At 68.7% G+C, this 13,379-nt stretch carries 11 protein-coding genes and 1 tRNA gene; 9 read left to right on the forward strand and 3 right to left on the reverse strand.

Annotated elements, in window-relative coordinates; all coding sequences use genetic code 11:
- The first annotated feature begins 144 nt into the window (after window positions 1–144).
- Together pdxR and ACYVF6_RS07105 are read left to right on the forward strand one after the other, a co-directional pair.
- Window positions 145–1,563: an aminotransferase-like domain-containing protein gene (pdxR, locus tag ACYVF6_RS07100; RefSeq protein ID WP_460517405.1), complete on the forward strand. Its 1,419-nt coding sequence runs from the start codon at window positions 145–147 to the stop codon at window positions 1,561–1,563.
- 89 nt (window positions 1,564–1,652) lie between these two features.
- A complete protein-coding gene (locus ACYVF6_RS07105; RefSeq protein WP_460517407.1) occupies window positions 1,653–2,861 on the forward strand; it encodes an amidase in 1,209 nt (402 codons plus the stop codon).
- Here ACYVF6_RS07105 and ACYVF6_RS07110 read toward each other — a convergent pair.
- Window positions 2,858–3,340, reverse strand: coding sequence for a MarR family winged helix-turn-helix transcriptional regulator (locus ACYVF6_RS07110; protein ID WP_460517410.1), 483 nt, complete (start codon window positions 3,338–3,340; stop codon window positions 2,858–2,860). The two genes, ACYVF6_RS07105 and ACYVF6_RS07110, sit on opposite strands and share 4 nt — an antisense overlap.
- Before the next feature lie 125 nt (window positions 3,341–3,465).
- Window positions 3,466–3,548, reverse strand: a tRNA-Leu gene (locus ACYVF6_RS07115).
- Between the two features lie 185 nt (window positions 3,549–3,733).
- Between ACYVF6_RS07115 and ACYVF6_RS07120 the strand changes: the two genes are divergently transcribed.
- The 7 genes from ACYVF6_RS07120 to ACYVF6_RS07150 all read left to right on the forward strand — a co-directional run bounded on the left by ACYVF6_RS07120 (window position 3,734) and on the right by ACYVF6_RS07150 (window position 12,487).
- The gene (locus ACYVF6_RS07120; RefSeq protein WP_460517413.1) at window positions 3,734–4,507 is read left to right on the forward strand and encodes an FhaA domain-containing protein; all 774 of its coding nucleotides are present in this window, start codon (window positions 3,734–3,736) and stop codon (window positions 4,505–4,507) included.
- The gene (locus ACYVF6_RS07125; RefSeq protein WP_460517416.1) at window positions 4,507–4,977 is read left to right on the forward strand and encodes an FHA domain-containing protein; all 471 of its coding nucleotides are present in this window, start codon (window positions 4,507–4,509) and stop codon (window positions 4,975–4,977) included. The genes ACYVF6_RS07120 and ACYVF6_RS07125 overlap by 1 nt, the downstream gene beginning before the upstream one ends.
- Before the next feature lie 5 nt (window positions 4,978–4,982).
- Window positions 4,983–6,812: a PP2C family protein-serine/threonine phosphatase gene (locus tag ACYVF6_RS07130; RefSeq protein ID WP_460517419.1), complete on the forward strand. Its 1,830-nt coding sequence runs from the start codon at window positions 4,983–4,985 to the stop codon at window positions 6,810–6,812.
- Window positions 6,809–8,212 (forward strand): FtsW/RodA/SpoVE family cell cycle protein, encoded by a 1,404-nt coding sequence (locus ACYVF6_RS07135; protein ID WP_460517421.1) that lies wholly within the window; start codon window positions 6,809–6,811, stop codon window positions 8,210–8,212. The genes ACYVF6_RS07130 and ACYVF6_RS07135 overlap by 4 nt, the downstream gene beginning before the upstream one ends.
- A 7-nt stretch (window positions 8,213–8,219) precedes the next feature.
- Complete coding sequence (locus ACYVF6_RS07140; protein WP_460517424.1) at window positions 8,220–9,704, forward strand: peptidoglycan D,D-transpeptidase FtsI family protein; 1,485 nt, start codon at window positions 8,220–8,222, stop codon at window positions 9,702–9,704.
- A gap of 66 nt (window positions 9,705–9,770) precedes the next feature.
- Complete coding sequence (pknB, locus tag ACYVF6_RS07145; RefSeq protein ID WP_460517426.1) at window positions 9,771–11,813, forward strand: Stk1 family PASTA domain-containing Ser/Thr kinase; 2,043 nt, start codon at window positions 9,771–9,773, stop codon at window positions 11,811–11,813.
- Window positions 11,813–12,487 carry a type 1 glutamine amidotransferase family protein gene (locus ACYVF6_RS07150; protein WP_460517428.1) on the forward strand — a complete coding sequence of 225 codons (675 nt, stop codon included), beginning with the start codon at window positions 11,813–11,815 and terminating at the stop codon, window positions 12,485–12,487. Before pknB ends, ACYVF6_RS07150 begins: the two co-directional genes overlap by 1 nt.
- Here the strand turns inward: ACYVF6_RS07150 and ACYVF6_RS07155 are convergent.
- Window positions 12,469–13,275: a DUF881 domain-containing protein gene (locus tag ACYVF6_RS07155; RefSeq protein ID WP_460517430.1), complete on the reverse strand. Its 807-nt coding sequence runs from the start codon at window positions 13,273–13,275 to the stop codon at window positions 12,469–12,471. The two genes, ACYVF6_RS07150 and ACYVF6_RS07155, sit on opposite strands and share 19 nt — an antisense overlap.
- Between the last annotated feature and the right edge of the window lie 104 nt (window positions 13,276–13,379).

A 13,379-nucleotide genomic window follows, 5' to 3' on the forward strand; every position in this document is an offset into this window, starting at 1 on the left:
CTGGCAACAAGCTGACAGGCCGGTCCGGCCCGGCAGCTGCTCCTCGCGATCTCCGGCCGAACAGCCTGTCCCTGATCCATCCCACGTCTGCACGCCAAGCAGGCACGACTGGGACCCCTCCCAATCGGACGTACGATCGGCGAGGTGGACCACACAGGGAAGAAGCTGGCCTGTGATGTGCTGATCGACGTCGACGGTGCCGGGCCTGGGCCGCTGCACGAGCGGCTGACCCGCAGCCTGCGCACGGCGATCCGCGACGGGCTGCTGCCGCCGGGCAGTGCGTTACCCGCGAGCCGGGCGTTCGCGGCCGACCTCGGCTGTTCCCGCTGGGTGGTCACGCAGGCCTACGAGCAGCTGATCGCCGAGGGCTACCTCGAGGCGCGCACCGGCTCGGCCACCCGCGTACGCCCGATCGAGCAGTCGCCGCGAGCGGTGGCCCGGCGCACTCCGCCGGTGTCGCCCCGGCAGGGCGCGCGCTTCGATCTCGCTCCCGGACTTCCCGACCTGCGGGCGTTTCCCCGGCAGCGCTGGGCCGAGGCCGTCCGCGCGCAGTTGTCCACCCTGTCGTACGCCGAGCTCGGCCATCCGGCTCCCGAAGGCGCGCTGTGGCTGCGCGACGTGCTCGCCGCGTACCTCCGGCGCGTCCGCGGCGCCGACGCGATCGCCGCCGACGTCACGATCTGCGCGAGCGTCACCGACGGCGTTGCCCGGCTGTGCCGCCGGCTGCTGGCCGACGGGCACACCAAGATCGCCGTTGAGAACCCCGGCTGGACCCGCCTCCGGCAGGCGATCGCCGGCCTCGGGATGGAACCCATCGGCATCGGCATCGACGACCACGGCCTGCGCGTCGACGAGCTCGCCGCCCGCGACGACGTGCGGGCGGTGCTGCTCACGCCGGCACACCAGTTCCCGACCGGCGTGGTGTTCGCCCCCAAGCGGCGCGCACAGCTGCTCGAGTGGGCTCGCTCGGTCGACGGCCTGGTGCTCGAGGACGACTACGACGCCGAGTTCCGGTACGACCGCAGGCCCGTCGGCACGCTGCAGGGCACGGAGCCCTCGCACGTCGTGCTGTTCGGCTCGCTGTCGAAGACCATGTCACCCGCGCTTGGGCTCGGCTGGATGGTCACGCCGCCCCAGTGGACCGAACGCGTGCGCGCGGTCGACGTCGCGGCGCCGCCGCCTCCGATGCTCGACCAGCTGACGTTCGCCGGATTCCTCGGCAGTGGCGGCTACGACCGCCACCTGCGTACGGCCCGGCAGCGCTACCGCCGCCGGCGGGACGCCCTGGTCGAGGAGCTGACCAGGCAACTGCCCGGCCACAAGCTCTCCGGCGCGGCAGCCGGGCTGCACCTCGTGCTCGAACTGGAGGCGGGCACGGATCCGGCCCCGATCCTCGAACACGCCGCCCGCGCCGACCTCCGCCTCGTCTCCCTCGACGCCTACCGGATGACACCCGACCCGGAAACCCCCGGCCTCGTGCTGGGCTACGGCAACCTCGCCGACAACGCCGTCGTCCCCGCCGTCAACGCCCTCCGCCGCGCGATCGAGGCGGTCCAGCAGTAGGACCGCGGCTTGAACGGCCACCTCGGCGTCGCTTCATTCCTCGGCGCCGGTCGTCAGGAGTCGTTGGCCCGCGCCTCTACGCTGGCTCGATGACTGGCAGCCAGTTCGCCCGTGTCGACGACCTGTGTGATCGGATCGATCAGGTAGATCCTGGGTTGCGCGCGTTCGTCGCGGAGCCGGATCGCCGTGGACGGCTGCGTACGGAGGCGGCGCAGGCGCCTGACGGTCCACTGAACGGCGTGCCGGTCGGTGTGAAGGATGTCTTCCACGCCGACGGACTGGAGACCCGCGCGGGCTCGGAGCTGCCGCCGGAGCTTCTGACCGGCCCTGAGGCCGTCGCTGTGAGGCGGCTGAAGCAGGCAGGCGCGCTGGTCGCCGGCAAGACGGTCACCGCGGAGTTCGCGTTCCAGGCGCCCGGGCCGACGGTCAACCCGCACGATCCGACGCGTACGCCCGGAGGTTCCAGCAGTGGCTCGGCCGCCGCCGTGGCTGTCGGACTGGTTCCGGTCGCGCTCGGGACGCAGACGATCGGTTCGGTGATCCGGCCGGCGGCCTACTGCGGCGTGTTCGGCTTCAAGCCGAGCTACGGCCGGATCCCGGTCGACGGGGTGATCGCCAACGCGCCGAGCCTCGACACGGTCGGCGTACTCGCAGCGGACCTCGAGATCGCCGAACGGGCCGCCGCCGCGCTCTGCGATGACTGGACGCCCGCGCCGCCGCCCGGCCGCGCGCCCAGGCTCGCCGTCCCGGACGGCCCCTACCTCCGCCTGGCGACCGAGGCCGCGCTCGTCGAGTTCGACAAGCGGCTCGGCCGGCTCGGCGAAATCGTGCGCCGGGTGCCCGCGCTGAGCGACATCGACGTGCTGATCGATCACAATACGACGCTGAACCTCTACGAGATCGCCCGCGTCCACGAGGTCTGGTTCGAGACGCACGCCGAGCGGTACCGCACGCAGACCGCCGACGGGATCCGCCGCGGCCGCGAGCTCTCGGCCGACGACCACAAGCAGGCGCAGCGCGCCAAGGCCGGCTTCGCCCGCTCGATCGCCGCCCAGATGGACGAGGAGGGCGTCGACGCCTGGATCGCTCCGTCAGCGACGGGTCCCGCGCCGGACTTGTCCACAACCGGGAGCACTCTGATGAACCTGCCATGGACGTTCGCGGGCCTGCCGGTCGTCGGCATCCCGGCCGGCGAGGTCGGCGGGCTCCCCGTGGGCGTCCAACTGGTCGGCCGCCCCGGCAGTGACGAGCGCCTGCTCGGCTGGGCCAGGCAGGTGGCCGAGGCGATCCAGGGCTAGGACTGGCCCTGAGTGCTGCTCGACAGGTTGTGCCGGATCTGGGTCAGCGCCCTGATCAGCGCGGCCCGTTCGGCCTCCGAGAGCGTGGCCAGCGCGCGTTCGGCCAGCTTGCGCATCTCGCGGTCGAGGATCTCCTTCAGCTCGTGCCCACGCTCGGTGAGGTGGAGCCGCACGAGCCGCCGGTCGTGCTGGTCAGGCTGCCGGCTCAGCAGGCCGCTGGCCTCCATCCGGGTCGCCGCTTTGGTGACCGTCGGCGTCGCCAGCCCGAGCTGCTTCGCGATCTGCCCGGGTGTCTGGCCGTCCTGCTCCCACAGGCACATCAGGATGAACTGCTGGCCCTCTCGTACGCCATGCGCACGGTAAGCGCCGTCGTTGGCCTCCCACATCGCGCGCTTGGTCGACCAGAACACCGACTGGAACTGTTCGCCCGACGACCCGGTCGGCTGGGAGGTCACGCCGGCCTCGCTCGGTTCATCCACATCAGTGAGTCTCCCACCAACCGCACGTGACCACCTGGTGAACGTGCCTGTTCGGCCAGCCGGCCTGAGTTGGGATCAACGGCCTGGAACGGACGAATGCCCTGGTCAGGCCGGGTCTTGTCGGGTGCGCGAGGGGGGAGTTGAACCCCCACGCCCTTGCGGGCACTGGAACCTGAATCCAGCGCGTCTGCCATTCCGCCACTCGCGCGCACACGCCTTCAGCTCTGTGGCCGAAGCGCGTAGAGAGGCTAGCACGAAGGTGGCTCGTCGTGGCAACCGAGTACGGCTCTCCGGCGTCCTCTGACAGAGCGGGTGCGTGGAGATCCCTGTCGTGGGGAACGACGGTTACGATCGGTCCCGCAGCCACATGTTCGGCCAAGGGTCGGACCAGCCATGTCGAAAGGAGGTGCCGTGGGAGTTTTTCGCCGCTTCGAGCGAGGTCTCGAGGGCCTGATCACCGGGAGCTTCGCCAAAGTGTTCCGATCTGCTGTACAGCCGGTGGAAATCAGATCGGCCCTCCAGCGCGAGCTGGACAACTCCGCGCAGATCCTTTCCAGGGATGCCAGCCTCGTTCCCAACGACTTCGTCGTCGAGCTGTCGCCGAGCGACCACGAGCGGCTGGCGCCCTACGCCGGCACGCTCAGCCGCGAGCTCGCCGATGCCGTGAACCAGCACGCCGGCAACCAGAACTACTCCTTCACCGGACCGGTCACCGTCTCGTTCTCGCGCCGGGATGACCTGACGACAGGACGGTTCAAGGTGCGAAGCAGCGCGGTCGCCGCCGTCACGCCCGCGCGCCGGGTCGGTGCCACGGCTCAGCGCCCGCCGGTCGGAGGACCGCAGGGCCCGCGTCCGCCGGTGCCGATGCCCTACCTCGAGGTCAACGCCATGCGCCACCCGCTGCAGCCCCCGGGCATCGTGCTCGGCCGGGGCAGCGAGGCCGACCTGCGCATCACTGATCCGGGTGTCTCGCGCCGGCACGCCGAGATCCGCGTGATGCCGGGGCCGCAGGGCTACATCGTCACGGTCCATGATCTTGGTTCCACCAACGGCATCGTGGTCAACGGCCAGCGCGTCGACCAGGCGACGCTGGGCGATGGCAGCCAGGTGCTGCTGGGCAACACCCTTCTGGTTCTGCGTCAACCCGGCGCGGAGGTGCCTCGGTAGTGTCCGAACTGACCCTCACGATCATCAAGCTCGGGTTTCTCGCGGTCCTGTGGCTGTTCGTCCTGTCCACGGTCTCGGTGATCCGTACCGACCTGTTCGGCGCGCGCACTCCGAACGCCGGCAAGGCGCGCAAGCCGCAGAAGAACAAGGCGCCGAAGGCACCGCGTAAGCCCAGGGGCACACCCGCGATGGTGATGGTCGTCCAGGGCGCCAACGCCGGCTTTCACCTGCCGCTCGGCGAGGCCCCTCTGACCATCGGACGTGGCAACGATGTCGAGATCTTCGTCGACGACGAGTACGTCTCGACCCGGCACGCCGTGCTGCGACCGCACGACAACCGGTGGTACGTCGAGGACCTCGGATCGACTAACGGTACCTTCGTCGGCGAGTCTCGGATTCACGGTCCGACGCCGGTCGGGTTCGGGACGCCTTTCCGGGTCGGCAAGACCGTCCTCGAACTTAGGAAGTAGCGCCGATGACGCTCGCTTTCCGCTATGCCGCTCGTACCGACGTGGGCCTGATCCGCGACGGTAACGAGGACAGCGGCTACGCAGGCCCCAACCTGCTCGCCGTCGCCGATGGAATGGGCGGCGCGGTCGCGGGTGAGCTGGCCAGCGCCATCACGATCGAGACCGTACGCCAGTACGACTCGGCCGATCTCGACGACCCGGTTGGCGTGCTCAGCGAGGCCGCCAGCACCGCCAACGGCCGGATCCTCGCCCGGATCAAGGCCGACCCGCGGCTCGACGGCATGGGCACCACGCTGACGGCCGGCGTGCTCTACGACGACCGCATCCTCGGCGTGATCCACATCGGCGACTCGCGTGCCTACCTCCTGCGCGACGGCGAGCTGAAGCAGCTGACCCACGACCACACGTTCGTCCAGTCCCTGGTCGACGAGGGCAAGCTGACGCCGCAGCAGGCCGAGCACCATCCGCATCGGTCGCTGATCATCCGCGTGCTCGACGGACACCACGAAGTACAGCTCGACGTCGACCGGATCGAACTGCAGGCGGGCGACTGGCTGCTGTTCTGCTCCGACGGCCTGGGCAACGCCGACATCCGTGACTCCATGATCGCCTCGGCGATGATCGAGGCCGAGACGCCCGAAGCGGCGGCGCTGGAGCTGATCCGCAAGGCCCTGCGAGCGGGCAGCCCCGACAACGTGACGTGCGTGGTCGCTGAAGTGGTCGACCTGGAGGAGCTCGGGATCAGCCCCGACCGCGCCTCGGTCTTCCTCGGCTCGCAGCCCACGGTGGTGGGTGCGGCGGCCGAGCCGGACCTCGACATCGACCAGGAGCTCGACCAGGACGAGGCCGACGGTGACGCCAAAGCGTCTGCCGCCAGCGCGGAAGCGGCCGATGCCGATGTCGGAGACCAGGGCGACACAGTGGACCCCTCAGGGGAACCCGCCGAGGAAGCCTTTGAGGAAGCAGCCGGCGAGAGCGTCGAAGCTCCGGCCGAGGCCTCCCCAGAAGCTCCTGCCAACGGCGTCACGGTGGCGGCTGCCGAAGCGCCTTCCGCCAAGATCGCGGACAAAGACGCAGCCAAACCTGGCGACGAAATTGCCGCCAAAGCTGTCGACGGTTCCGCAGACGAAAGTGTCGACAATGCCGGCGACGAAGCGGGCGTCGAGAGTGGCGACCCGTCCGCCGGGGCTTCGACCGACGGCGAAAGCGCAGCGGAGGGCGCAGCCGACGGAAATGTCGACGGAGATGTCGACAAAGTTGTCGACGGAAATGTCGACGGAAATGTGGACGATCCTCCGGACACAATTGTCGGCGAAAATGTAGACGGAAACGTAGACGAAACTGTCGACAGTTCTGCCGCCGACTCTGCCGATGCGGACAAGCAGGTCGACGCCGAGGCCGACAGTCCGAGCGGCCCGGCCAAGCGTTCCGGCAAGGGCGTCCGCCTGGTCCTCGCCGCGATGGTGCTGTCCATCGTCGGGGTCCTCGCCCTCGCCGGTGCCCGGTTCGCGTTCAACTGGACGCAGCAGAAGTACTACATCGGCTCCTACCCCTCCTCGGCCGGCTCCAGCAGCGACACCTCGGCCGACGCACACGATGAGCACGTCGCCATCTTCCGTGGCGTCAACCAGAGGGTCCCCGGCATCCAGCTGTCGTCGGTGCTCAAGGTCGAGCAGATCACGCTCGACGAGCTCCCCGCGAACCACCAGCGCCGGGTGGAGGAGACCATCTCGGTCAACGACCTCGACCAAGCCGTCAAGCTCGTGTCCGAGCTGCGGCAGATCGCCGATGGCAGTGGGTCGAGTACCAGTACGACTCCGGTAGGGGATCGGTGAGTACCCCGCAGGCCGAAGTACCCCTTCAGTTCCGCAAGCGCCGCGGCGTCGAGCTTGCGCTACTACTCGTCGCGCTCGGAGTCGCCGTAGGTTCCTACGCCATCGTCGGCATCACGATGAACAACGGTCAGGTGCCGTCGCGGATCGCCGCGTACGGTGCCGGTCTCGCCCTGCTGGTCGGCGCCGCGCACGTCCTGATCCGCGCGACCGCGCCGTACGCCGACCCGATCCTGTTACCCTGCGTCACGCTGCTCAACGGCCTCGGCCTCGCGATGATCTACCGGCTCGACCTGGCGAACGCCGAGAAGGCGGAGGCACTCGGCAAGGCGATCCCGAGCCCCAACGCTCCGAAGCAGCTGACCTGGACCGCGATCGGCGTCGTCCTGTTCGTGCTGGTGCTGCTCCTGGTTCGCGACCACCGGCGCCTGCAACGCGTCACGTACCTCTCGCTGCTCGCCGGCATCGTCCTGCTCCTGCTGCCGCTGGTGCCGGGCCTCGGCACGTTCTTCCAGGGTGCGCGGATCTGGATCCAGATCGGCCCGTTGTCGTTCCAGCCGGGAGAGATAGCGAAGTTCTGCCTGATCGTGTTCTTCGCGGGCTATCTCGTGGTGAAGAAGGACGCGCTCGCGCTGGCCGGCCGCCGGTTCCTCGGCCTCGACCTGCCGCGCGGCCGTGACCTGGGCCCGATCCTGCTGGCCTGGGCGATCAGCCTCGGCATCCTCGTCTTCCAGCGCGACCTCGGCACGTCGCTGCTGTTCTTCGGCGTGTTCGTCGTGCTGCTGTACGTCTCGACCGAGCGACCCGGCTGGATCGTCATCGGGCTCACGTTGTTCCTGGTCGGCGCGTACGGCGGCTACCAGTTCTTCAGCCACGTGCAGATCCGCGTGAACGCCTGGCTGCATCCGTTCGACGACCCGGACGCGTCGTTCCAGATCATCCAGTCGTTGTACGGCCTGGCCTACGGCGGCATGCTCGGCCGCGGCCTGGGCCAGGGCCACCCCGACCTGGTGCCGGTCGCGCACAGCGACTTCATCATCGCGGCGCTCGGTGAGGAGCTCGGCCTGGCCGGGCTGATGGCGATCATCCTGCTGTACGGCGTCATCGTCGAACGCGGCCTGCGCACCGCGCTGCTGTGCCGCGACCAGTACGGCAAGCTGCTGGCCGCAGGGTTCGCCGCCGTTTTCGCGCTGCAGGTGTTCGTCGTGGTCGGTGGCGTGACCAAACTGATTCCCCTGACGGGTCTGACGACTCCGTTCCTGTCTTACGGTGGATCTTCACTGATCGCGAACTGGGCACTGGTCGCGCTGCTCTTACGGATCAGCGACTACGCCCGGCGGCCGGCGGCACCCCTGCCGGCCCCGACCGACGAAGCAATGACGCAGGTGGTGGCACGCCGATGAGCGCCCGATGAACCGTCCGATTCGCCGGATCGCGCTGGCCTTCATGGTGTTGTTCTTCGCCCTGCTGGCCAACGTCAACTACGTCCAGGTCTGGAACGCGCCGAACCTCAACGCCAAGAGCGGCAACAAGCGGGTGGTGCTCGACGAGTACGCCCGCGAGCGCGGCCCGATCCTGGTCGGCGAGGGCGAGGACCAGAAGCAGGTCGCGTTCTCCGTGCCCAGCAAGAAGGGCGACGCGCTGAAGTACCAGCGCAAGTACGCCCAGACCGACCTCTACGGCCACATCACCGGCTACTACTCCTCGATCTTCGGGCGCAGCCAGATCGAGCGCTCCGAGAACGGCGTGCTGTCCGGCAACGACGACCGGCTGTTCGTCCGCCGGATGGTCGACCTGGTCACCAACAAGCAGCCCAAGGGCGGCGGCGTCCAGTTGACGATCAACCCCAAGGCGCAGGCCGCGGCCGCCAACGGGCTGGGCAGCAAGATCGGCGCCGTGGTCGCGTTGGATCCGAAGACCGGCAAGGTGCTGGCGATGGTCTCCAATCCCTCCTGGGACCCCAGCCCGCTGGCCTCGCACGACGTCGACGTTCAGAACGACGCCTGGCAGAAGCTGCTGAACGACAAGACGAAGGCGGCCGACAACCGGGCGCTGCAGTACCGCTACCCCCCGGGCTCGACGTTCAAGCTGGTCACGTCCGCCGCCGCGCTGGAGTCCGGCCAGTACAAGCCCGAGACGGTGATCCCGGCTCCCGCCGAGCTCGACCTGCCGCTCACCACGAGCACGCTGAACAACTGGCAGCGCGGACCGTGTGTGGGCAACAAGGTCGAGATCACGCTCGAGGAGGCGCTCCAGACCTCCTGCAACACCGCGTTCGGTGACCTCGGCATCAAGCTCGGCGCCGACAGGCTTCGCGAGCAGGCCGAGAAGTTCGGGTTCAACGACGACTTCGGGCAGATCTTCCGGGACGGCCTGCTCGGCGTACGCAGCCAGTTCCCGAAGGAGGCGGACGCACCGCAGACCGCCTTGTCAGCGATCGGCCAGTTCGACGTCCAGGCCACGCCGCTGCAGATGGCGATGGTGACTGCGGCGATCGCCAACGACGGTGAGGTGATGCGTCCGTACGTCGTCGACAAGCTGATCAGCCCGACGCTCGACATCCTGGCCACCACAGACCCGGAGGTCTACAGCCGCGCGATCTCGGCATCGAGTGCTGACCAGCTGACTCAGATGATGGAAGCCACGGTCAACGACGGCACCGCCAAGCCCGCGAAGATCGACGGTGTGCGGGTCGCCGGAAAGACTGGTACGGCCCAGTCCTGCGCGAAGTGCACGCCGTACGCCTGGTTCGTTTCGTTCGCTCCGGCGGATAACCCAACGGTGGCTGTGGCAGTTGTCATCGAGAAGGCCGATGTGAACCGCAACGAGATCTCGGGTGGCAAGCTCGGTGCGCCCATCGCCAAGAGTGTGATGGAAGCGGTGATCGAGCAGTGAGCGTGATCACTCCGCAGTACTGTTCCGGTGACAGATCCGATTTCGGGTCGGGATTAAGGGGATGGCATGACTGAGCCGCGTTTCCTCGGCGGCCGGTACGAGCTGGGCGAGGTGCTCGGCCACGGCGGCATGGCAGAGGTGCGGATCGGTATCGACCGGAGACTCGGTCGTACCGTCGCGGTCAAGGTGCTGCGTCCCGACCTCGCCACCGACCCGACGTTCCAGGCCCGATTCCGCCGGGAGGCCCAGTCAGCGGCCTCGCTCAACCACCCGTCAGTCGTCGCCGTCTACGACACCGGCGAGGAGATGCTCGACAGCACCTCCGTGCCGTACATCGTGATGGAGTACGTCGAGGGCCGCACTCTGCGTGACGTCCTGCGCGAGGGCCGGCGGATCCTGCCGGAGCGGGCGCTGGAGATCACCGCCGAGGTCCTGGAAGCGCTGGAGTACAGCCACCGGGCCGGCATCGTCCACCGCGACATCAAGCCCGGCAACGTCATGCTCACTCCCTCCGGCGACGTCAAGGTGATGGACTTCGGCATCGCCCGCGCGGTCGCCGACGCCTCGGCCACGATGACCCAGACGGCTGCCGTGATCGGCACCGCGCAGTACCTCTCTCCGGAGCAGGCGCGCGGCGAGTCGGTCGACGCGCGTTCCGACATCTACTCCACCGGCTGCCTGCTGTACGAGCTGCTCACCGGCCGGCCGCCGTTCGTCGGCGACTCCCCGGTGTCCGTCGCCTACCAGCACGTACGAGAAGAGCCGCGGCCTCCGTCCTTGCTCGACCCCGAAGTCTCGCCGGAAGCCGACGCGATCACGCTGAAGGCACTGTCGAAGAAACCGATCGACCGCTACCAGAGCGCCGAGGAGATGCGGCAGGACATCGTGCGTTGCCTGGCAGGCCAGCGCGTGATCGCGCCGGTCTACCAGGGCGACGCGACCCAGCGCTTCCTGCCGGCGGGTGGCCCTCCGATGGAGCCTCCAATGGAGGAGGCCTGGGGCTACGACGACCAGCAGCAGCCGGAGGAGAAGGACAAGGGCCGCAAGGTCGCCTACATCCTGCTCGCGATAGCGGTCGCGTTCGTGCTCGGTGTCGCCGCGTTCATCGGCTTCCAGACGCTTGGCGGGCCCGATCTCAAGACTGTGCCGACGGTCATGGGCATGACCGAGAGCGAGGCCAAGGCGCGGATCGAGCAGGAAGGCTTCGTGTTCGGCGAGCCGGAGCACAAGGCGAACGACACCGTGCCCCAGGGCCAGGTCTCGGCGCAGTCTCCGAGCGCCAACACCAAGCTCGAAGAGGGCAAGACGATCACCGTCACGATCTCTGACGGCAAGCCGTCGGTGAAGATCCCGACCGGGCTGGTCGGCTCCCAGGTGTCGGAGGCCGAGGTTACGCTGCGAGGCGCCGGCCTGAAGTCCGAGACCGAGGAGGACCGCGACTCCGACCGGCCGGCCGGCGAGGTGATCTCCACCGATCCGGAGGAGGGCACCGAAGTCGCCGAAGGCGCGACGGTGAAGCTGAAGATCTCCGCCGGCCTCGCCCAGGTGCCCGACGTCCGGCAGACCAAGGAAGCGAAGGCCGAGCAGACGCTGAAGGACGCCGGCTTCAAGGTCAAGAAGACCTTCAAGCCGACCAGCGACGAGGATCCGGGCATCGTGATGGAGCAGAGTCCGGCCGGCGAGTCGTACGCCAAGCAGGGCTCCACGGTGACGATCACCGTCGCGCAGGAGGAGACCCACCCCGACCTGACGGTGCAGGCGTCCGCGGGCAGTGAGGTGCCGTCGATCGGCGGCTCGACCCAGCTCTCGGTCAACGTCTCGAACGAGGGCGAGGGTGACTCCGGGCAGGCGAGCGTCACGATCAACCTGCCGCAGAACGCCTCCACCACGGGCCAGCTGCCGGACGGCTGTGACAGCAACGGCTCAAGGGTGACCTGCACCGTCGACAAGATCTCCGCGGGCGACTCGGAGTCGTTCGACATCACCGTCGTACTCCCACCAGGAACGCCGGGGACGAGCGTCCAGGGCACGGTCACCGTTCAGACCGACGGCGACGAGAGCCAGGGCAACAACTCCGCCGGCTACGCCATCAGCTACCAGGACTTCTAGTGGCAGCTCGGATCCTCGTTGTCGACAACTACGACTCGTTCGTCTTCAACCTGGTGCAGTACCTCTACCAGCTGGGCGCCGAGTGTGACGTCCGGCGCAACGACGAGGTCGAGCCGGCGGACGCGTTCGGCTATGCCGGCGTGCTGCTGTCGCCCGGCCCGGGTACGCCCGAGCGGGCGGGCTGCTGCATCGAGCTGATCCGGCAGGCCGCCGGGCAGGTGCCGATCTTCGGCGTCTGCCTCGGCCTGCAGGCGATCGCGGTCGCCTACGGCGGCGTCGTCGACCGCGCACCGGAGCTCCTGCACGGCAAGACCAGCCAGGTCTCCCACGAGGGCGCCGGCGTGCTCGCCGGGCTGCCGAACCCGTTCACGGCCACGCGTTACCACTCGCTCGCGGTCGAGCCCGGCAGTGTGCCCGCCGACCTCGAGGTGACCGCGTACACCGACTCCGACGTGATCATGGCAATGCGGCACCGCACCCTGGCCGTCGAGGGAGTGCAGTTCCACCCGGAGTCCGTGCTCACCCAGGGTGGGCACCGGATGCTGGCCAACTGGCTGGTCACCTGCGGCGAGCCCGACGCTGTCGAACGCTCCCACGGCCTCTCGCCGGTCGTCGGTACGTCCGGCGGCAAGGCCCCACAGCCGCCGGCGCGGCCTCAGTCGGTGGTGGCGTAGTCCAGTTCGGTCTTGCCCTTGAACGCGGGAACCTGAAGCGTGTTGTGCCGCTGGATGTCCCAGCCGAGCTGGAGATGGTCGACCGCGTCGAGGTAGGCCGCCACGGCCGATGAGTCGTAGATCTCTTTCAGCATGCGGTCGACGTCACCCACCGCACTGATGCGATACGGCGGAGGGTAGGGCACCTTCTCGAGCACCACGGAGTTGCCGACGCAGCGAATCGCCGACGTCGAGATCAGCCGCTGGCCCTGGATCGTGACCGCTTCGGCGCCGCCGGCCCACATCGCGTTGACCACGGCCTGGATGTCCTGCTGGTGTACGACGAGCGCGTCGAGGTCCTGCTGACCCTGCCGCATCTCCGGCGGCGCGTCATCGAGGCTGATCGTGAGGCCAGGACCTTCCAACGAGGTCAGGCCCGCGGTCGGTTCGAGCCGGCTGGCATCCTTCTCCAGGCCCTCGACCTTGGAGCCACCGATCTGCTGCGAGAGCTCGCCCACCTCGTTGGTCACATCGTCGAGCCTGGAGTTGAGCAGGTCGGCCCGCTGGCTCTGCGCCTTCACCAGGTCGCTGAGGTCGGACTGCCGCTCGGCGCGCAGGTCCGTACCGTGCGCGGCGGACGCGCTGGTGACGCCCAGGAACCCCGCGCAGGCGAACGTGATCGCGGCCGCCACCCGAGGCAGCGCCGTGCGGACGAATCCGCGGGTGCGCGGCGGCGGCCCGGAAGGCCCACCTGAGCGCGGCTCGCCTGGTTCGTCGAAGGAGTAATCCTGATCCGAGGAGGTACCCATACTCCGGCCCAATCCAATGCCCCATCTGCTCGCTGGAGACAGCTCGCGCTGACTACGCTATCCCGACACAGTCGGTGCCTGTAGTCTGCTCTGGCTGTTTTCTG

The sequence above is a fragment of the Flindersiella endophytica genome, assembly GCF_054779015.1.

Coding starts and splice junctions, on each gene's coding strand:
- ACYVF6_RS07130 (WP_460517419.1), top strand. CDS start 4,983: ATGACGCTCGCTTTCCGCTATGCCGCTCGTACCGACGTGGGCCTGATC.
- ACYVF6_RS07140 (WP_460517424.1), top strand. CDS start 8,220: ATGAACCGTCCGATTCGCCGGATCGCGCTGGCCTTCATGGTGTTGTTC.
- pknB (WP_460517426.1), top strand. CDS start 9,771: ATGACTGAGCCGCGTTTCCTCGGCGGCCGGTACGAGCTGGGCGAGGTG.
- ACYVF6_RS07155 (WP_460517430.1), bottom strand. CDS start 13,275: ATGGGTACCTCCTCGGATCAGGATTACTCCTTCGACGAACCAGGCGAG.
- ACYVF6_RS07120 (WP_460517413.1), top strand. CDS start 3,734: ATGTCGAAAGGAGGTGCCGTGGGAGTTTTTCGCCGCTTCGAGCGAGGT.
- ACYVF6_RS07105 (WP_460517407.1), top strand. CDS start 1,653: ATGACTGGCAGCCAGTTCGCCCGTGTCGACGACCTGTGTGATCGGATC.